We start from the raw sequence: 21,195 nt of genomic DNA, 5'->3' as shown, positions 1-21,195 counted from the left end.
AGGGAGTGAATATGTATGTGGCATGATAGCAATCAAACATTGGTCAGACTGAAGAAGGGAATAGCTCTACTTAGCACGATGACGATGTTGTTGGCGAGTATCGGGGGAATGACACAGCCTGTTGCAGCAGCAGCGGATTACGAACTTCAATTGAACCTTAATTTTGATAACAGTACGATAGCAGACAGTTCAGGAAAGAATCTTGCAGGGACGCTAACCGGTACGCCTAGTTATGTGGACGGTGTTTCTGGAAAAGCCATGTATTTTAAAGGTAATTCCTTTATTGACATGGGTAAACCGGCTGAGCTGCAATTCGGCACCAGTACCAATTTCTCCATCGCTTTCTGGATAGATAATAAAGATACATCGAATACCAACATTGTATCCAACAAAAATTGGTCGAGTGGCGCCAATACGGGGTTTGCGATCACGCCATGGTGGAATACGGTCAATACCGATAAAGTGAATTTTACGGCGGCGGGCAAAACAAGGCTGGATTTATTTGCAGCTCCTACCTTCGCCAACAAAGGCTGGACGTTCATGGCCTACACCTATGACAGAAACGGTATGCTGACGGTATATCAGAACAACGTGAAAATCGGTGAACTTAACATCAGTTCCCATAAGAATGCAACCATTGATTCTCTAAACTTCGTTATTGGTGCTGATGGAAATAAAAATCTAACTTTCTCCTTGAAAGACGCCAAACTYGATGAGTTCCGGGTCTATAAGGGGCTAATCGATCAGGCTGAGATGGATAAGTTGTATATGGATGGTGTTCCGAAATTAACGATTACCAAAGTTGAAACGGCAATTAGCGATGCAAGAGCGAGTGATTTGGTATATCCAGAAAGTGCCTATGACAAGCTCGGACAGGATCTTGCTGCTTTCAAAAGCGGAATTGATGCAGCAGCATCCACTTCTGAGAAGGTCGCCATGGTAGCTGCGCTTGAGCGATCGTTGGCTGCTTTCCAGGCTGCAGGACTTTCCAATGTCGTGTATTTGGATTTTGATGACGAGACAGCGACAGACCGTTCCGGAAAAGGGAATAACGGAGTGCTGAACGGGGCGCCGACTTTTACAGAAGGTGTCCTCGGGAAAGCCATGTATTTTAAAKGGAATAGTTATATTGATATGGGGAAGCCGGCTGCCCTGCAATTTGGCGCTAACATGAACTTCTCTATAGCCTATTGGATCGATAATAAAGATACAACGAATACGGCTGTTGTATCTAACAAAAACTGGTCAACTGGCGCGAATACCGGTTTTACGATCTCGACATGGTGGGAGCAAGCCAATAAGGATAAAGTGAATTTTACGGCAGCAGGCAAAACGAGAATTGATACCTGGGCAACAACCGTAGCTGGCAAAGGCTGGACGTTCATGGTGTATACCTATGACAGAAACGGCATGCTGACGGTGTACCAAAACAACGTTAAAGTTAGTGAGGTTGATATCTCCGGTGTTAAGGGGGCATCAATCGACTCGCTAAATTTCGTCATTGGGACTGACGGAGCTAAAAACGTGAGCTTTAACTTGAAGGATGCCAAGTTGGACGAGTTTCGCGTATACCGTGGCATCATTAACCAGAACGAGCGGGAAAGTCTGCAGAGAGATGTGTTCGCCAAGCAGTTAGCCGAAAAGGTAGAAAAGTCGATAGATGATGCTAACGCAAGCGGTATAATTTTTCCGCAAACTGCTTATGATCAGATCGGGCAAGCACTTGCTCGGTATAAAACGAATTTGGATACAACGTCCGCTGAGAGCACGAAGACGCTGATGGACGAACTGAGCGCTTCACTACAAGCGTTCGAGGATTCACCAGGCGTTATCTCAGGTCCAGACTTGCTCCATATGGATTTTACGCAATCCGTTGGCAGTGATAGCAGTCCTGGCCAGCATGTAGGCAGTGCGGTCGGAGCGCCAGTGATGTACGATCATCCCCTTTTTGCCAAACCAGTATTGGCGCTTGATGGAATTGATTCGTATGTCCGCATACCAAATGAGACTAAACTAAGTCCGAAGCAAATGTCGATGGCTGCTTCATTCTCACTCGATACACTCAGTCGTACGCAAACGATAATAGGGAAAACGCATGAATCGGATTATTCAATGGCTTTCAATCCAATTTCCAAGAAACTCGAAGCCATGTTTTATGTGAAAGAGGATGCTGGCACAGAAGGTTATGTTACTGTCGATAGCGGTAAACCGTTGGAGGCGAATAAAATCTATTATGCGTTGGCGACATATGATGGAGCGACTGCAAAGCTTTATATCAATGGCGAAGAAACGATGTCCAGATCCAGAGTAGGTGAGATCGGAGGCGCAACGAAAGTTGATTTGGCCATCGGGGCCAGCGCGAATCCGGTTGGAGCTCAAGACTACATGCAAGGCAAGATCGGTCTGGTGCAGTTGTACAGCCAAGCTGTAAATGCGTTTAAAGCCAAATTCTTGTATAAGCAGTATGTACGCGATTATGCATCAACGGTCACGTCCATTCGCTTGGATGTTCCCACCAACTGGGTCGTTGGACAATCAGGACAAGCTGTCCTCCAACTGATCGACAACTCGGCCAATGAAGTTAAGGCCAAGCAGCAAGCCATTGTCTATCAAAGTCAACATCCAGAAGTAGCGACCGTCAATGCTCAGGGCATCATCGTACCGATAGCTCCAGGCAAGTCTCTGATTACGGCACAGTTAGGCACATTCAGTGCTTCAGTCGAGATTACAGTGAGAGCAAAAGTACGGCAGTATCTTCAGATTGATGGTCCGCAAACGATGCAACCAGGGGACGTTGCCAATCTGCAAGCCAAATTTATTAATAATGATGGCAGTATGGATTCCGTTACGTTGGCAACTTATTCATCGGATAATCCAAACGTTATCCAAGTTGATGCGAGTGGAAAGGTCAGAGCGATAGCTCCTGGTACTGCACTCATTCATGTTGAAGCAAATGGATTAACAGCGGACCTGATGATCGTCGTAGCATTTACGCCACCTGTCGGTGAGCCAGGCAAGTCTCACATCATCTCACTTCAATTTGCCGGTCCACACACACTTAAAGTGGGGGATACAGCATCAACCGTTATTCAAGCTGTATATGATGATAATTCACTCTTCCCTGTAAACCAGTATGTTAGTTATCGAAGCGACAACCCAAGCGTCGTTCAAATCGATGCTGTAACGGGAGAGTTAACAGCTTTAACGTCAGGAGTAGCACGACTTTATGCCACCTACCAAGGGTTTGCTGCCAATTATGCGATAGCTGTGGTCCCAAATCAAGGACCTCTTCTGCAGGGTGTTAATCTTACTGCTCCTGCGAGCATGAAAGTTGGCGAGCAAGTTTCCTTACAAGCGCAAGCCATCTACGATCATGCAGATCCAATCGAAATTGCTTCAATGGCAGAATGGACTGTGGAGGATTCTTCCATTCTAAGCATAGATTCACAAGGCAGGTTGACTGGACTAAAGCAAGGAACGACGGTAGTCACCGTAGTTTATCAGGATAAAGCTGCACAGTCGTCCATTCGTGTGCTCGATGTAGATAATGGAAGTGGCGGCGGTGGAGGAGATTCTTCTTATGAAGGTAACTCTTCAGGCTCGTCCAATCCTACGGATCATAAGCCGGGTTCAACGCTTGTAACAGATGAACAACTCCAAGGGCTGTCAGGGAATATCCGTGTTGATATCGCGTCAGATATTACACAAGTTTTGTTCCCGGCTTTGGCAAGCAAATTGTCGGGCAGCCAAGTGGTTTCAATTGGGCAAGATGACCTTTCCCTTCATGTGAGCGGAAAACTGTTGCAATCGGCAGCAAAGGAAATGGTACTTAAAACTGCGGGCGAAGGCAAACTTGCCGTATCGTTTCCGGCCATGTCTGAGCAAGACCAACAGAAATGGGAGAATACATTGAAACAAGATGCAGGAGCGATGTCACTAGTCTCCCGCATATATGATTTCTCAGCTGAACTGCAAATGGCTAACGGACAGAAGATCGCTACGGAATTGCCTCAAGGCTCTGTGCAAATTGAGTTCGTTGTACCTCAAGGCGCGGACAAGGAATTGCTTGGTGTGTATCAACTATTCCAAGATGGAAGCACGAAATACGTGGGAGGTCATCTGACAGATCGAGGCATTGAGTCTAATTTAGATAATAATGGTAAATATGCTGTGTTATCGTATAAAAAAACGTATAGCGATGTCCCTGTCGAGCACTGGGCATTCCGGACCATTCAGGTCATGAGCGCTAATCATACGGTTAAGGGGGTAAGTGATCAATATTTCCAACCTGAGCGAAGTATCACAAGAGCGGAATTTGTTGCGCTGTTGGTTAACTCGCTAGAACTTAAGCCGAGCAAAGCTGAGAAGTTTACGGATGTGCCAAGCAGCGCTTGGTATGCAGCATATATAGATTCGGCGGCGGGGGCAGGGTTGATTGACGGCAAGGGAGACAGCTTATTCAAGCCGGATGCGGAGATCAGCCGAGAAGAAATGGCGGTTCTACTTGTACGAGCTTATGAGCGTAAGTATGGCAAGGTGGAGCTTAAGCAAGCTTCCATTTTCCTAGACATGGATCAGACTTCAACATGGGCGCGCGATTCCGTTCAGATGGCAGCACAATTAGGCCTGTTGAATGGTCGAGGTAATGGTGCATTTGTTCCTGAGGAGCCATCCAAACGGGCAGAAGCGGTACAAGTCATGATGAAATTGCAAGCGAAATAGGCATTCATATTAAAGATAAAGGAGTGACCAGCTTTGAAAATGGGTTTATGGAAAAAACGAATAATGGTCATACTGCTGCTCGCGCTATTCCTCCAAATCCTACAGCCTGTCGGCGTATTGCCTACTAGCACTGCGACTGCAGCGGTTACCGCCAATTGGGCGGATACGGATCGGAATTACCGAATCATGATAAGTTTCGACAATCAAGCGGCATTGGAAGATTTGCAGGATTTCCCAGTTCCTGTGAAGCTTGATGCTTCCAAAATCAATTACACGGTCACCAATCAAGATGACTTGCATTTCTTCAATGACGATCAATCGGTACAATTGCTGTATGAAGTTGAGAAATGGGATCCGCAAGGCGAAAGCATCGTATGGGTGACAGTGCCAAAGATTCGCTCGGCATCCAGCACGGATCATATGTGGCTTTATTACGGCGGAAGCTCTCTCAAGACGAACGATCAGTTGCAAGCTTGGAATTCGGACTTCTTGTTAGTCTATCACTTCGGTCAACGGATTGTGGACAATTATGCTAACCCGAGTCAAGTGGAGCAGTTCAAGGATTCTACGTCAAATGCCAACATCGGCTTGCGCCAAGCGAAAAGTGCCACAACAAGCGGCACGGCCTACACACTGGAGGGTGAAGATCCTAAATATCATAGGGTTGGACGCTATTTTGAGAATAGCTTGGGGACAATCTATCCAGCCAATACAACCAACAATGGGAATATAGGCGACGGAGAGCCGCAAATCACGATTTCCGGTTGGGCGCGATTAGCTCAGGGGAAAGTAGCGGGCAGTATGTTGGTTCGGGAAAATGCGTATTGGTTAAAAGCGGTGGCCGGCAAATGGATGGCTAACGTCTTTACCGATGCAACGGATAATAACTTAAATGGTCAAACAGCAAGCCTGCAATTAAATGGAGGGGCTACTGATTACAATTGGACGTACCTCTCGCTGACCTATAATAGCTCACTTGCAGGCAATAACCTGATTTTGTATCGCGATGGAGTCAAGGTTGCCGAGGGTCGGCGCACAGGAAATATTAAGGCGGGCAGCGCCTTAACGATAGGAGGCAGTTCATTCAAAGGAGGGATCGATGAAGCACGAATATCCCGAACGGCTAGAAGCGCTTCATGGGTACAAGCTGAATATTTGAGTATGATGGATACCTTTCTTATTTACGGAGAAGCGGAATCCCAGAATGCCGCTTTACAGATGACGGTTTTTCAACCCAAAGAAGGGGCTACATATTATTCACCTGATCTTACGTTCAGTGGATTTATTAGTCAGTCTGCTGTCATTACCTACAGGTTAGACGGCGGTGCGCCAGTTACGATCAGCTCCCAATCAACAGCATTCCAAACGACGTTATTATCGTTGAAAAGCGGCCAGCATACGCTTGCAATTGACGCTGTCGCTACTTCCAACTCCCAGTTGGTAGTCAGTAAGCGTATTGCATTCCAGATTGATGGAAGCAAGTTGAAGCCGATTGTTACACTGAAAGGTGCTGACGGTGAGATTGTCGATGCCAACGGGAAAGTGTCATTGAAAGCTGATGTAATCGAACCGACGGACGATACGATGGATCTCGCATTTTACGAGAAAAATGTACAATTTGTAAGCGATTTTCAAACGAATTCGTCGACGAACAAAGCGTATGATTTCACAAATTCCATGGATCCGCCGAAAACTGACGCGATTACCGTGGAACAGCCGTTGCCGGATAACGCTTTAAAGTCGATACAGGCTTCTGATAGTTCTTACTATAGTACGCAATCTTTGAAAAATTATCCATATCAACGGTTCGATATGACCGTTGAAGGTGATCTATCCCAGATAGATGAGTTGGAAGTAACTTGGCAAGGACATTCCAAGCAACAAGTAATGATCTATGCATGGGACTTTATCGCTAGTAAATGGAAACAAGTTGCGATGAAGGTGGGAAATGCGAACAACAGCGATTTCGAACTCACAGCTATTTTAGATACAGCAACGATGGTGGATGCGAATAAGAAAGTGAAACTGTATGTTGCAGCTACACAGCAGAATACCATGCTCCCAGGGCAGAAGCCGGAACGTGACCAGTATGATTTCTCCTTCGCGTGGATGACGGATACGCAAATGGAAGCACAGGACTTTCCGGATGTTTACGACAAAATGACCCAGTGGGTTGCAGACAATAAAGATAGTAAAAACATTCAATATGTCGTCCATACCGGAGATATTGTCAATGTTGCTACGTCTGATCCTCAATGGGTAAATGCGGATCGCAGTATGAAAATATTGGATGACGCTAATGTGCGATATGGTGTACTTGCCGGTAATCATGACGTAAATTCACCTTATACGAATACAAGCTCAAGTCAGTTATATTATAAATATTTCGGTGAGGATCGATTTAAGAACAAACCTTATTACGGAGGAACTGATCGTAATAATAAAAACCATTATGATTTAATTTCTGCTGGCGGCATGGATTTTATTATCGTCTATCTGAGCTGGGGTGTTGATCAAGCTTCCATCGACTGGGCGAATGATGTGCTCAGCCGGTACAAGGATCGCAAAGCCATCGTTACTACGCATTCGTACTTGTTATATGATACAGGCAACTATGATACGCAAGATTTTGGCGGACAAAAAATTATGGAAAAAGTCATTGCACCGAACAGCAATGTCTTCATGGTGCTATGCGGACATCGTCAAGCTGCCTTCTATAATGTGAAGCGTATTGACGGGAAAGTCGTCTATGAATTGCTGCATGATTATCAGGATACGTCGTTAGGCGGAGCAGCTTACTTGCGAATGCTTTATTTTGATGTTAAAAAACAGTTGGTTTATATGGTTCCTTACTCGACGATAACGAATGATAACTATGGCTTTTTTCAAGAGCAATATGAAACGTATACGTTGCCGCTTAACACGGATATTGGCGATATCGAGTTGGCGACAGGTTATATCGGTCTCAAAGGAAGCAAAATACAGCAACTTGCAGCAGCTCAGCCTATCGTGAGCGGTGGACAATCAGCGTGGGAATGGTCAGGGCTGACTACAAACTCGACCTATTCCTGGTACGCGGAAGCGACGGATTCGTATGGGAATACGACGAAATCGGTGGAGAAGACGTTTACTTTGAAGGATTCACCGGTGACGTCGATCCGTTTGAAGGGACTTGCGCCAATGAAGATTGGTGAGCAGAGAAGCACGGTTGTCGAGGCGACTTACCAGAATGGTAAAGTGGTGGAAACTACGGAGGGATACTCGTTTACCAGCAGCAATTCGGCTGTTGCTTCCATTACGGGAGCGGGAGTGGTAACCGCTCATTCGCGAGGTGAGACCATCATCACAGCGACGAATGGGGATGTATCAGGTTCTTATAAGTTGATTGTGCAAGACCCGTCAACGGCAGGGGCTGTTATGCAATCACTGCAGATTGATGGCTTGAAGCAGGCGATGGTTGGGGATCATCTGCAAACGGTTGTCACAGCCGTATATAGCGACAGCAGCAGCTCGGTGCTGCTCGATGCTAATCTCCTAGCACCGTCTGGATTAAACTTGTTCATTTCGGATGAAACGGTAGCGGCGCTAGATCGAAGGTCAGGTGCGGTTACTGCGCTGAAAGCAGGCCAGACGGTTATCACGGCTACGTATCAGCAGTTGAGCACCAACTATACGATTAACGTTCGAGACGATTCGATCCTGACTCCTCCAGAGCTAATAAAGTTGGAGATTACTGGGTTGAATCCATTGAAAATCGGAGAAAAAGCGAAAGTGAAATTGCTGGGAACGTATAGTGATCAGAAACTAGAGACGATTACTGAGGATTTGCAGTTTGCCAGCAGCGATGAAAGCATCGCCTCGGTCGATGCCGATGGGCTTGTAACAGCGAAAAAACAAGGAACGGTAACGATCACAACTTTTCATCATGAGCTTAAGGCTACCTATGAGCTGACCGTAAGGGCAGCTGATACAGGCGGCAATTCGGGATCACCAGGCGGCGGCACGGGTGGAGGATCTGGCGGGCAAAGCGGCCTTATACCGACGGATACTCATCTTGTTTCCGAGCCATTTGTACAGGTTATTAAACCTGATGATTTAACTCTTAAGAATGAACAGGGCACAGCCACGATTCGAGTGGAAGAGGGGAAATCCCAAGTTGCTGTTCCGTATGAAGCAGCTGCAGGGTTTACCGGGGATCATCTTCAGCTTGTATTTGATTGGGGATCGGCAAAAGTTTCGATGAAAGCCATTCGCGAAGCCGGCTCCAGTCTTGATGACGAGAATAGGAAAAAAAGCTCGCTTGTGTTGACTTACAATTCGATCACTGATGAGTTGCTGGGTGGCATGCAATCGGATTCCAGCCAAAGAACGGTGTTCTTAACCCCGGTAGTCCAAGTGAACTGGCAATTCCCGACGAACGGTAGCAAAGGATTGCAGGAGCCAAACAAGAACTTCACACCTATACAACTAAGTATGAAAGTACCTCCGCAAGGAAATGCCAAACGGGCAGGACTATACAAGGTTTATGAGGATGGTAGTCTGGCATATCAGTCGGAAAATATGGCATGGGATAAGCCAGAAGCTGTGTTTAACGTGTCAAATGGAGGCTCCTACGTTGTTCTGGATTACAATGTGAAATACCAAGATACCGGCGGCCACTGGGCAGCGGAAGTCATCGGTGACTTGGCAGCTAGACATATTTTTGAAGATATCGTGGCTGAACCGATTGTAAAAGGGAAAGAGACCAGTCAATTCGAACCAGACAAACGTGTCACACGGGCTGAATTCGCTGCACTTCTTGTCCGTGCGATTGGCCTATCAGGGTCAATTAAAAGTAATTTCGATGATGTTCCGAGCACAGCCTGGTACGGCCAAGATGTTGCAGCTGCTGTGGAGAGTGGCGTTGTACAAGGTGTTAGTGACTCGAGCTTCTCGCCAGATGATCTGGTAACCCGTGAGCAGATGGCTGTCATGTTGATGCGTGCGTGGGCAATTATGCCTAGACATGCCTTGTCAGATCCACGTGCAATTCAATTTCAAGATCAAGACGAGATATCGTCATGGGCGAAGCAGGCTATTCGAGATGCAGCTTCAATCGGGCTGCTGAATGGAACGGGAGAAGGGCAGTTCTCGCCAAAAGGCAATACTTCTCGAGCGGAAACTGTTCAAGCTATACACAATTATTTATTTGGGAAATGAAATTGAAAGATGCTTACAGAGAACGCATGTTCTTTGTAAGCATCTTTTTTTGCTTAGAATATGCTTGATGGTTTCCATGACTAGGGGCGCGCGCGACATGATGTCAAATGTCACATTTACTAGATTAAGCATTTTTGTTAGGATAGATAGATACAATGCAGATGGATGCGTTAACACGGAGGAGATACGAAATGCTTGCACCAGAAAGGCATCGATTAATATTATTGGAGCTAGAATCCAAGKGGCAAGTCACGGTTGTCGAATTAAAGTCATTATTGCAAGTTTCCCTTGATACTGTTCGTAGGGATCTAGAACGTCTGGAACAAGAAGATAAGCTTCAGCGTGTACATGGGGGAGCTGTTTCCAAAAGAGAAGAGTTGGCTACGAATCAAGCTTTCTTTAAGCGAAAGATTACGCAGAACGAAAGGAAGCAGGAATTAGCCGCGTATGCTGTTGAACTGGTGAGAGAGTATCAAGCTGTTTCTCTCAATGCTGGCACGACGAATATTGAGGTTGCCAAGCGACTCGCTGCTCGTTTTGAGAAGCTTACCGTCATAACGAATTCGCTTCKGATCGCAGATATTTTGGCCCAGAAGAAGGGCTTCACGGTTATCATTCCAGGAGGCTATTTGAATCATGAGGAGTTCTCCTTGTACGGCCGCTCGATTGAACAAGAAATTATGAGCTTTAATATCGACTTTGCATTTATTAGTATTAATGCGATATCCCTTGAGAAAGGGCTGACCGATTTTCGCCAGGGCGAAGATGGGGTCATTAATGCCATGCTAAAGAGCGCCAAGCGGAAGGTCGTCGTAGCGGATTCGAGCAAATTCGAAACGGTATCGTACCTGAACATTTGTGGATTGGATCAGATTGATACGATTGTAACCGATTCTTATATGGATACTGATCTTCTTGAGATGTATAAAAAACAACATATTTCCATTATAAACGCAGGCTAATCGCAGCTTGCCGCAATAACTGGAAAATCTCCATCTAAATCAGACCATTTGACCTATATTCAGAGAATAACTGTAAAAACTCCAGCTAGTTTCAACCATTTGCTCGCTTTTCACGACAAAGGTGAAATTTAACTGGAGTTTTTCCATCTAGATGGAAAAATCAGCCGAATCGAGCGGAATTAGATGTAGCTTTTCCATCTAATCACATCCATGATTGCGAGATGCGAGAAGGATGACAGCTGTATGAGTTCAGTCGTTTTCTTTAACAAAACGCAAGTTTAAATGACTTGCGTTTTTATTATGTTTTCCCAGTGTTAAAAACAGCATATAACAGCACATAATTGTTAATTTCACGTAAATTATCGCAAAATCTATTGCGTGTTTGCGTTGTGTCGATCTATAATTGAAAATATCAAAGCCACCAAGAAATGAGGAGTCATGTTGATTCACACAGAAAGCATAAAAGCTGTTATTTTTGATTGGGCAGGAACCGTAATTGATTACGGATGCTTTGCACCCATGCACGCATTTATTCAAACTTTTGAAGAAGCGGGAGTACCAGTCACGGATCGGGAAGCAAGAATTCCAATGGGTCTTCTGAAATGGGATCATATTCACGCTATTTTGGAGATGGAAAGAGTCAAACAGGCATGGATTGACGCGTATGGAACGCACCCCGTTAAGGAAGATGTTGATCGTCTTTATGTTCGATTCGAAGCCATCTTGATGGATTCCTTGAAAACTTATACTGATCCGATTCCGGGAGCTTTAGAAACGGTGGAAACCCTTCGTAATGCAGGGCTTGCCATCGGATCGACGACGGGATATACAGCAAGCATGATGGCGGTTATCGTACCGGAAGCTAAGCGGAAGGGATATTCACCAGACTATATGGTCGCATCGGATGAAGTAAAGGCTGGCCGGCCGTATCCGTATATGATATTCCAGAACTTAGTGGAACTCGGCATCTACCCTCCGAAAGCGGTCATCAAGGTTGGAGATACGGTATCCGATATTCATGAAGGCAGGAATGCTGGGGTATGGACGGTTGCTATCATACTTGGAAGCAGTGAGTTAGGTTTAACGCAGGCTGAAGTTGAGAGCTTGCACCCCGATGAACTTGCAGAGCGCATGAATCAAACGAGACTTACTTTTGAACAAGCAGGAGCAGATTATATTATCGGTTCAATTACTCAACTTCCAATTGTCATTGAAGAGATTGAACGAAGCGGTTTGGAGCGGGTAATCAGATGAACCAATTTTATAATCCAGTAGCGGTATCCTTAGGAACAGAAGCGGCGGAAGCATTCGCTGAGTCGTTTAACAAACGTTATGCAGATGTCAAGAGAGTGTTGCTGCTGACAAGAGGTGGGGGCGTTGAGAAGAGTGATTGCTTACAGCCTTTCTTAAACGCACTTTCCAAGAAGGAAACTTTACTGATTGAAGTGACCCTGAACAACCCTAATGTGGCAGATATCTTGAACCTGAAACAGGAGATTGAGCCTTTCCAGTATGACCTCATCGTGGCAATTGGCGGAGGCAGTGTCATGGATGCAGCTAAAGTGATGTCGGCTTTGCAGCACAAGACGTTTCATACAATCGCTGAAGTTCGAGAAGCGATCACAAGTGAGGCGTACCGCAGTGAGCCCTATTTTACCCCTTGGATTGGGATACCAACGACATCGGGAACAGGCTCTGAGGTGACATGTTGGGCAACGGTATGGGACGAAGAATGCGGAAGCAAATATTCGGTTTCGGATGAGCGGCTGTATGCTAGGTCAGCTATAATTCTTCCAGAGTTAACCGTTACGATGCCGCTCCGTTTAAGCGTTTCTACAGCGTTAGATGCCTTGTGCCATGCAACTGAAGCGTATTGGTCTGTTCATACAAACGCAGTTACCCGCGTGTACGCGCTGCAAGCGATCGAACGAGTTCGGCAAACGCTCCMTTTATTAATCGAGCAACCAGATAACTTAGTATGGAGAGAACAGTTATCCTTAGCAAGTTTAATGGCGGGATTGGCATTTAGCAACACGAGAACAACGGCCTGCCATTCGATATCTTATCCGCTTACGATGATTTTTGGGATCGATCATGGTATCKCCGCTAGCATAACTTTATCTACGGTTCTGAAACATAATTTCGATGCATTAATCGAACCTGATAAATTACTACGTGCCTTTGGAGCAGCGAATGTGGAAGAAGTGGATAGTCTCATCCGAAGTATGTATACCATCTATGGATTGTCAAGCAATCTAAGCCCATATGGTGTTACCGTCGAAGGTATCCGTGAGGTTGTATCTCACTCGTACACGAAGGGGAGAATGGATAATAATCCAGTTGAAATCTCTCTTGAAGAACTTGAACGTATGCTCGTTTCATTATTATAGGATAGCCGCTTTTATCATAAAATATTAGGAGGCATTTTAATTATGAAAAAGAAAATGTTAACGCTCATGATTTCTTTATCTTTAGTAGCTGTATCAGCAGGTTGTGGTGTGAAAGCCGATGATGCTAAGAATGACACAAAAGCGGTAAAGACGAAAGACACCATTACCTTAGCTTGGTACCCGAATGAATCTGGTGCAGATATGAAAACTTCACGGGATGAAATTGGTAAAGTTGTTGCAGCCGCCACTGGGAAAAAGGTCGAACACAAAACGACGACTGACTACACGATCGCAATCGAAGCAATTGCCAGCGGCAGTGCGGATATTGTCTATATGGGTGCGCAAGGTTATGTTGAAGCAAATGCAAAGAATAAGAAAGTCCAACCGTTAGTTGTTCAGAGTGGGGAGTCAGGAACGCTGGATGATGCTGTTTACAATAGCTGGTTAAACGTGCGTAAAGGCGATGGAGATGCCTATAAAGTCGGCAGCATGTATTCCATTGACAATATTGCTGGCAAAAAGTTTTCGTTCGTATCCAACTCCTCCACATCCGGCTTTAAAGTTCCTTCCGGCAGAATCCTTACTTTCTTTACTAAAAAAGATAAGTACAAGAGTTTGACCGTGGACGATTTGATTATTGGCGGTAAGGATAAATTCTTTAGCGATGTCCTTTTTGGAGGAACTCACCAGGGTTCAGCAGTTAATTTGTTGACGGGTAAAGCTGATGTAGCTGCCTTCTGTGATACTTGCGTGGCTAACTATATCGAACTCGGCTCAGGAACGGCGAACACGCCAGGAGCTGTTTACAAAGTAAAACAAGGTGCTGCAGAACCGTTTAATACATTGATTGGTAAAGAATTCGAGGTTATCTCCGTAACGCCAGTTCTGAACCAACCATTTGTCATTAACACAGGTACGATAAGCGCAGAGGACACGAAGAAATTAAAGGATGCATTCACATCCGACGCGGTAACGAAGAACCCTCTGATCTTCCTGCCGAAAGATTCGAAGGATGCAGGCATGTTCAAGCAAAAGACCGGTAAAGAAAAATTCCTTACTGTGGATGATGCGTTTTTCAACCCAATCAGAACGCTCTACAACAACTAAAATGTATGACAACAACATGTGAAACCGATTAAGGGAGCAGCCATGACAATGTTACTGGAATTCAAGCAGGTATCCAAGCAATATGGCACGGATACAAGAGCGTTAACAGATGTTAATTTCGCTGTGAAAGAAGGGGAGTTTGTGTCGATTATCGGCCCGTCAGGGGCCGGTAAGTCGACGCTGCTTCGCTGTATTAACCGAATGATTGATGCCAGCAGTGGAGAAATTCAATTTAATGGCACAGATATTTTGGCAAGTAAGAAGAGTGAATTAAAACGGTTGAGAACTCAGATGGGCATGGTTTTCCAACATTATAATTTGGTGAATAGACTGTCTGTCATCGAAAATGTTTTGCACGGGCGACTTGGTTATAAGTCAACGCTGGAGGGAATTCTTGGGATTTACTCCAAGGAGGAGAAGCATCAAGCTTACACCATTTTGAAAACGCTCGGCTTGGAAGATCAGGTCTATAAGCGATGTGATCAACTGAGCGGTGGACAAAAGCAGAGGGTTGGGATAGCCCGGGCACTTGTGCAGAATCCTAAAATGCTGCTCTGCGATGAACCAATCGCTTCTCTAGATCCTAATGCCTCTAAGGTTATCATGGATCATCTGCGCAATATTTCTACCACGATGGGTATCACCGTTATCGTGAATCTGCATCAAGTGGATACAGCCTTGAAATACTCAGACCGGATTCTCGGTGTGAACAAGGGAACCATCGTTTACGACGGTAAGCCGACAGGAATCAATCGCGAGCAGTTAGCCAAAATTTACGGTTCAGAGATTCATGAGCAACAAGGAGAATTGGATGAGCTTGATGAGCTGAAAGATCTTATAGATTTGAAGGAGCTGGAGGGCAGTCATGCAAGATAATTTCTTTGCCAGAAAGCGACTGAAAACTCTGTTATATTGCGCTCTCTTGCTTGCCATCACGCTAATCGCCATAGTCATAACGAACTATAATGTCATCAAAGGCTTTACCTCTATCCCGAAAGCTGCCGAATGGGCATTCAATAATTTCTATCCGAATGAAAAAGCATTGAAACGGCTTCCTGTCATTATCAGCAGCCTCACTGAGACGGTACTTGTCTCGATCGCGGCGACCGCCGTGGCAGCCTTGTTTGCTTTGATTTTCGCTATTGCAGGGTCCCATACGACTGGGGCAGGTGGCGTATTCAGTTTTGTGAGTCGATCAATCGCAACCGTATTTCGTAACATTGATGTATCCGCATGGTCGATGATATTACTCATTTCTTTTGGTCAAAATGTACTAACCGGATACTTCGCGCTATTCTTTGGCTCCTTTGGCTTCTTGACCCGTGCTTTCACGGAGTCGATTGACGAAGTGAGCAGCAGCTCTGTAGAAGCATTAAGATCTACGGGAGCAGGCTACTTTTCCATTATTTCGCAATCTGTCATTCCAGCTTGTATACCACAACTGATCAGTTGGATTTTGTTCATGATGGAAACGAACATTCGTCAGGCCACGCTAATTGGTATTTTGACCGGCACGGGAATTGGATTCCTTTTCAGCTTGTATTACAAAAGTCTAAATTTCAGCGCTGCATCTTTAATCGTTCTTGTTCTCGTCCTGGCTATCTTTATCATAGAATCGGTTTCTACCTATATCAGGAAGGTGATCTTATAAAATGGAACTGACCTTGGAAGAACTGAAAATAAAGAAGCCGTTTAGTAAACAAAAGCTAGTGATCCGGCTGACCTTGGTGTCAATCGTCGTATTGACACTTTATGCATTTATAACTTTTGACTATAAGGACATTCAGTTTCTTGATGCTGTCATATCGACAGGCCATACGCTTAAAACCATGTTCTTTCGACCGCTCTTACACCATATTACCTTCATCGATGCGGTTAAATATTTGTTTATCACCCTAGGACTGGCATTTCTGACAACGTTGTTCGGCGCCGTTATCGCGTTAGTACTCGGCTTAATGGCCGCCACTAATTTATCCAATCCTACACTATCCGTTATAGTTAAAGGCATAGTTGCATTTATTAGAGCGGTACCAACTGTTCTATGGGTATTGATTTTTGCGGTTGCTGCTGGGTTAGGCAGTGTGGCAGCGGTCATTGGTATGACGTTCCATTCTGTCAGTTATCTCGTCAAAACCTACTCGGAATCATTCGAGGAGTTAGATAAAGGCGTCATTGAAGCCTTAAAAGCAAGTGGTGCGAATTGGCTTCAAATCGTATTTCAAGCTGTATTGCCTTCGTCTATCACGTACTTGATTTCATGGACGTTTATGCGATTTGAAATCAACTTCTCCGTAGCGTTAGCTATGGGTGCTGCAGCTGGTGCAGGTGGAATTGGGTTTGATATGTTTATGGCTAGCTCCTATTATTATGATGTGAGGGAAATCGGAGCCATTACGTATCTCATTCTTACGTTTGCCATCTTGCTTGAGCTAGTGGCAGGGAAGATAAAAAAGAAATTAAGAGTTCAAAACTAATTGTATACATGATTGAAAAGCCTGTGCAGACCGAAATTCGGTACGCACAGGCTTTTTGGTTTTCGGAGAATATTACATTTGAAAAGATTGAAATTGCTGACGCGTCTGATCGATGAGCTCTAGAATGATTCTTTTCGCTTCATTCAAATCTCCTGCTGCAAGCGCATCATAGATGCGTTGATTAAATTGTCCCGATTGTTGCGGCTTCGGCAATGTGTGGACATGCAGCTTGCGGTACGAAATGATTTTGAACATATACTTCCCTTTAATTTGCTCGAGAACTTGCATCATATTCTCATTCTTCACAAGAAGCAGCATGGTTTCAATAAAGAGAAGCCCACATTCGTAATAGGTGCGGTAGTCGTCTTCTTCCGAAGCGCTCAGCTGTCTCGCGAGAAGATATTCCAACTCAGGGAGATTGAAGCTGAGCTTCCGGAACGCTGCGACTTCGAGGCTGTACAGCTGCATCGAGGCCAGGAACTCGAGCATGTTGTGAAACTCCCGAAAGGAGATCTCTTTGACGAAGACACCCCGTCCCCGAATCGATTCCACGAATCCCTCTGTCTCTAGGAGGGAGATGGCTGCTCGAATTGGCGTGCGGCTCATGCCGAGTTGATCGGCCAGCTCATTTTCTGAGAGCAGTGTGCCTGGCAGAAAATGCCCATTGATTATATTCTCACGAATTTGTTGATAGGCTACTTTTTCAAGTGAAGATTTAGCAGAGCCTAATAGGTTCGATGCGTTCCGTGCATCAGGTTCAAGTGAAGTCATTAATTGTAAGCCGCCTTTTTACATAGAGTCGATAATGTCTATTATGCATGATGTATGTAAGCTGAATATAAAGTGGATGAAAAAAATGAAGTTACTCGCCTGCTGCGAGCGCTAGTTTCCTAGGTTTCGCCCCACTATATCGGGATGTTTGGCAATTTCGCAGCAGCACGTGGCGTTAAGATTAAACAGTAAGTTGACATAAGTCGAATATTCCAATAACAAAACAGTCATAATCTAATATCTTTGATTGGCACTTAATAAGTGGTGCGAAAGTTCTTTATTCATATTTCATAAATTGTTTAGGCGTCTTGCCATACGTTCGTTTGAAAATTCGAATAAAATAACTGGTCTCCATACCCAGTTGCTGTGCCACCTTTTCAACAGTAATAGAAGGATTCTCTTCAAAGAGTTGAACTGAACGGCGCATACGGATCTGTTGGATATAGAGCATAGGGGAAATACCGTAAATACTGACGAACAGACGATGAAAATGTTGAACAGAATACCCGACTGCTCTTGCCAAGTTGGATAAATGCAAGCGTTCATTATAGTGATCATGAATAAGTTTAATCGCTTCTTGTAAAGCAGCATTGGAATGTCCGATTGGTTTCATTCGCTGCTTTATTTCTTGATCGGACTGTCCTTCGATGACAGACAGTAGGAAGTCATACATTTTTCTAGACGCTTCCCAATAACCACTTTCGCTATTCAAGTTGATAAGCTGCCATAAGGATTCAAGCTTATTCCAATACGCCTGAAATTGGTTTTGCTGTAATAGCGTCGGATTTTGGTTGCCAAGGTGCTCAAGAATGGAACTAGCAATGGAGCCGCTAAAAGCCACAAAGCCTAGTTCCCAAGCATCCTCACTCTGATCAGGAAAATATTCATGATGTACACCCGCGGGAAGGATTAGCATGGTACCAGGCGTCATGATCATATCCGGACTACCCTGTAAGCGAAATATTCCCTTCCCGCGTCGGCTTAAGAAAAGTTGATGAGCTGGATACCCATCAGGTCGTAGAAGATGCTTTTGCTCATGACTGCCTACACAATACACATAGAGGGGCAATTTGTTATCGAGCATAGCAAATTCAGCAAAAAGGAAAGGCATCAACCTATTTTCACCACCGATGTTCATATTGTACGATTTTTTAATTCATAAGTTCTATTATCTTATCAGCTATTTATCCTATAATCAAAGTATATAAGAGAATACGAGGATAAACATAGAGGAGAGATGATTTGAAAATGACTCACAAATTTCATCCAATTAGCCCAAAGCTACCCGTCATGATGCACGGTGCTGATTATAATCCAGACCAATGGCTTCACAACCCACAGGTTTTGGAGGAAGACATACGCCTGATGAAACTGGCTGGTTGTAATGTGATGGCGATTGGTATATTTTCTTGGGCTGCACTAGAGCCGGCAGAAGGGACCTTTACTTTTGAATGGATGGACCGAATTCTGAATACGTTTGCAGAGAATGGCATCTACGCTTGGCTCTCAACACCTAGTGGAGCACGTCCTGCGTGGATGTCAGAGCGCTATCCAGAAGTTAGACGGGTAGAGGCAAACCGCGTACGTAATTTGCATGGAATCAGGCACAATCATTGCTATACCAGCCCCGTTTATCGGGAGAAGACCGCGATTATTAACACGAAGCTTGCTGAACGGTATGGCGAGCATCCTGCGGTTATCGGTTGGCATATTTCTAATGAATTTGGTGGAGATTGCCACTGTGAGTATTGTCAGGATGCCTTCCGAGAGTGGCTGCAAAAGAAATACCGTTCGCTGGAAGCGTTAAATGCGGCTTGGTGGACCTCATTCTGGGCACATACGATTACGGATTGGTCGCAGGTTGAATCTCCAGCACCACATGGTGAGTATATGGTTCATGGGCATAATCTGGATTGGCGTCGATTCGTTACGGACCAAACAGTAAATTTCTGCAAGCACGAGATTGATGCGGTTCGGGGTTCCAATCCTGCTCTTCCGGTTACAACAAATATGCATTTAATTGAAGGCCTAGACTATCGAAAATTTGCTGACATACTGGACGTAATTTCTTGGGATGCTTATCCAACTTGGCATGAAGGGCAGAATGATAGCCAATTGGGTGCTTCCATTGCTTTCTATCATGATCTGTTCCGCTCGCTGAAGAAGAAGCCGTTTCTGCTGATGGAAAGCACACCTAGCCTTACGAACTGGCAGTCGGTCAGCAAGCTGAAGCAACCTGGCATGCACAGATTGTCCTCTCTTCAAGCAATAGCCCATGGCTCGGATTCCGTACAATATTTCCAATGGCGTAAAAGCAGAGGATCCAGTGAGAAATTTCATGGTGCTGTCGTAGACCATGCTGGACATGAGCATACACGAGTGTTTCATGATGTAGCAGAGCTGGGGAAGACCTTATCGAACATCTCTGAAGTAGTAGGCACTACGACGCCTTCGGAAACAGCGATTCTGTTCGATTGGGATAACCGCTGGGCCGTGAAAGACGCTCAAGGGCCGCGAAATATGGGCATTCACTATGAGCAAACCATTCTTGCCCATCACCAAGCATTCTGGGAACAGGGTATACCGGTCGATGTTATTGGCTCGGAGGATGACCTGTCCTCGTACAAGCTAGTAGTTGCGCCTATGTTGTATCTTTGCCGTGAAGAAACGGGGCGTAAACTGGAAAGGTTCGTTGAGCAAGGTGGAACGCTGGTCACGACCTATTGGTCAGGTATTGTGAACGAACATGATTTATGTCATTTGGGCGGATTCCCAGGACCACTTCGGACAACGCTTGGCATTTGGGCAGAAGAGATTGAAGGCCTATATGATCACGATCGTAATGGCTTATCGATGTCATCTGATAATGAACTCGGACTAACGGGGACTTTCGAGTCGCATGAGATCTGTGAGCTGATCCATACCGAAGGTGCAGAGGTACTAGGTGTCTATACGGACAGCTTCTATGCAGGGAAACCTGCGCTTACGGTTAATCGTTTTGGAAAAGGGAAGGCTTATCACATGGCGACGCGTTTGAAGGCAGATTTTCTTCAAGCTTTTTACTCGAAACTTATTGAGCAAACGGGCGTTGCTAGAGCGATGAACACGTACCTCCCTCAGGGAGTAACCATTCAGGTGCGAACAGATACTTCAACGGAATATGTATTTATCATGAATTTCAGTGGCCAAAGCGAACGTATTTCTCTTGACGACAGAGATTACACGTTGTTGGAGTCGAATGAAACGGTAAAAGGTGTAATCGATCTACCGGTAAATGGTATTGTGCTGCTTAAACGCCCAGCAAGGGAAGTGTAAATAAGACCGACCCTCTTTCTAAAAAATGGGTAGTAGGAAGACTTCACCTAAGTTAACCGTTGCTGTTGGGATAAGAGCAGCAGAGGGAACCAGTTGTGATGCAAGGTTAGCTTTCATTTTTTCTGCGTTACGGACAGGGGAGCCGTTATTTAAAAAGAAAAGCAGGGAGTCCAAATGCTAACGGACGCCACGGCCGTTATTCAGTCCCTTGCCACACATGTTGGCACACAAATCAGTCAATAACGCTTCTGGTGT

12 protein-coding genes are annotated in these 21,195 nt (G+C 45.1%); 10 read left to right on the top strand and 2 right to left on the bottom strand.

All coding sequences use genetic code 11. The annotated features are described in order from the left end of the window. Nucleotides 1–15 precede the first annotated feature (15 nt). The 9 genes from AC1DLM_RS21705 to AC1DLM_RS21665 all read left to right on the top strand — a co-directional run bounded on the left by AC1DLM_RS21705 (nt 16) and on the right by AC1DLM_RS21665 (nt 16,854). Nucleotides 16–4,722: a LamG-like jellyroll fold domain-containing protein gene (locus AC1DLM_RS21705; protein WP_477571156.1), complete on the top strand. Its 4,707-nt coding sequence runs from the start codon at nt 16–18 to the stop codon at nt 4,720–4,722. A gap of 39 nt (nt 4,723–4,761) precedes the next feature. Next, nucleotides 4,762–9,921, top strand: coding sequence for a DUF2341 domain-containing protein (locus AC1DLM_RS21700; RefSeq protein ID WP_441987473.1), 5,160 nt, complete (start codon nt 4,762–4,764; stop codon nt 9,919–9,921). Nucleotides 9,922–10,112: 191 nt separating this feature from the next. Then, nucleotides 10,113–10,883 carry a DeoR/GlpR family DNA-binding transcription regulator gene (locus AC1DLM_RS21695; protein WP_477571155.1) on the top strand — a complete coding sequence of 257 codons (771 nt, stop codon included), beginning with the start codon at nt 10,113–10,115 and terminating at the stop codon, nt 10,881–10,883. Nucleotides 10,884–11,321: 438 nt separating this feature from the next. Further along, nucleotides 11,322–12,137 carry a phosphonoacetaldehyde hydrolase gene (gene phnX, locus AC1DLM_RS21690; protein WP_441987291.1) on the top strand — a complete coding sequence of 272 codons (816 nt, stop codon included), beginning with the start codon at nt 11,322–11,324 and terminating at the stop codon, nt 12,135–12,137. After that, nucleotides 12,134–13,273 carry a phosphonoacetaldehyde reductase gene (locus AC1DLM_RS21685; protein ID WP_477571154.1) on the top strand — a complete coding sequence of 380 codons (1,140 nt, stop codon included), beginning with the start codon at nt 12,134–12,136 and terminating at the stop codon, nt 13,271–13,273. The genes phnX and AC1DLM_RS21685 overlap by 4 nt, the downstream gene beginning before the upstream one ends. A 42-nt stretch (nt 13,274–13,315) precedes the next feature. Next, nucleotides 13,316–14,380, top strand: a complete 1,065-nt coding sequence (locus AC1DLM_RS21680) for a phosphate/phosphite/phosphonate ABC transporter substrate-binding protein (protein WP_441987289.1) — start codon at nt 13,316–13,318, stop codon at nt 14,378–14,380. Between the two features lie 42 nt (nt 14,381–14,422). After that, the gene (phnC, locus tag AC1DLM_RS21675) at nt 14,423–15,256 is read left to right on the top strand and encodes a phosphonate ABC transporter ATP-binding protein (protein WP_171638599.1); all 834 of its coding nucleotides are present in this window, start codon (nt 14,423–14,425) and stop codon (nt 15,254–15,256) included. Further along, the gene (locus tag AC1DLM_RS21670; RefSeq protein WP_171638601.1) at nt 15,246–16,031 is read left to right on the top strand and encodes a PhnE/PtxC family ABC transporter permease; all 786 of its coding nucleotides are present in this window, start codon (nt 15,246–15,248) and stop codon (nt 16,029–16,031) included. The genes phnC and AC1DLM_RS21670 overlap by 11 nt, the downstream gene beginning before the upstream one ends. 1 nt (nt 16,032) lies before the next feature. Then, nucleotides 16,033–16,854: a PhnE/PtxC family ABC transporter permease gene (locus AC1DLM_RS21665; protein WP_441987288.1), complete on the top strand. Its 822-nt coding sequence runs from the start codon at nt 16,033–16,035 to the stop codon at nt 16,852–16,854. Between the two features lie 72 nt (nt 16,855–16,926). Here AC1DLM_RS21665 and AC1DLM_RS21660 read toward each other — a convergent pair whose 3' ends face one another. Together AC1DLM_RS21660 and AC1DLM_RS21655 are read right to left on the bottom strand one after the other, a co-directional pair. Beyond that, nucleotides 16,927–17,625, bottom strand: coding sequence for a GntR family transcriptional regulator (locus AC1DLM_RS21660; protein WP_441987287.1), 699 nt, complete (start codon nt 17,623–17,625; stop codon nt 16,927–16,929). A 277-nt stretch (nt 17,626–17,902) separates the two neighbouring features. Further along, nucleotides 17,903–18,736: an AraC family transcriptional regulator gene (locus AC1DLM_RS21655; RefSeq protein ID WP_477571153.1), complete on the bottom strand. Its 834-nt coding sequence runs from the start codon at nt 18,734–18,736 to the stop codon at nt 17,903–17,905. Nucleotides 18,737–18,873: 137 nt separating this feature from the next. Here AC1DLM_RS21655 and AC1DLM_RS21650 point away from each other — a divergent pair, with 137 nt between their 5' ends. Beyond that, nucleotides 18,874–20,940: a beta-galactosidase gene (locus tag AC1DLM_RS21650; protein WP_477571152.1), complete on the top strand. Its 2,067-nt coding sequence runs from the start codon at nt 18,874–18,876 to the stop codon at nt 20,938–20,940. The last annotated feature ends 255 nt before the right edge of the window (nt 20,941–21,195 follow it).

The sequence above is a fragment of the Paenibacillus sp. 01T442 genome, from assembly GCF_056398345.1.
Note: the sequence above shows the minus strand (reverse complement) of the source record. Positions and strands in the feature narration are given on the sequence as shown.

Bases quoted from the DNA above. Each gene is read 5' to 3' on its own strand.
- AC1DLM_RS21700 (WP_441987473.1), top strand. From the start codon at position 4,762: ATGGGTTTATGGAAAAAACGAATAATGGTCATACTGCTGCTCGCGCTA.
- phnX (WP_441987291.1), top strand. From the start codon at position 11,322: ATGTTGATTCACACAGAAAGCATAAAAGCTGTTATTTTTGATTGGGCA.
- AC1DLM_RS21665 (WP_441987288.1), top strand. From the start codon at position 16,033: ATGGAACTGACCTTGGAAGAACTGAAAATAAAGAAGCCGTTTAGTAAA.
- AC1DLM_RS21670 (WP_171638601.1), top strand. From the start codon at position 15,246: ATGCAAGATAATTTCTTTGCCAGAAAGCGACTGAAAACTCTGTTATAT.
- AC1DLM_RS21680 (WP_441987289.1), top strand. From the start codon at position 13,316: ATGAAAAAGAAAATGTTAACGCTCATGATTTCTTTATCTTTAGTAGCT.
- AC1DLM_RS21655 (WP_477571153.1), bottom strand. From the start codon at position 18,736: ATGCCTTTCCTTTTTGCTGAATTTGCTATGCTCGATAACAAATTGCCC.
- AC1DLM_RS21660 (WP_441987287.1), bottom strand. From the start codon at position 17,625: ATGACTTCACTTGAACCTGATGCACGGAACGCATCGAACCTATTAGGC.
- AC1DLM_RS21650 (WP_477571152.1), top strand. From the start codon at position 18,874: ATGACTCACAAATTTCATCCAATTAGCCCAAAGCTACCCGTCATGATG.
- phnC (WP_171638599.1), top strand. From the start codon at position 14,423: ATGACAATGTTACTGGAATTCAAGCAGGTATCCAAGCAATATGGCACG.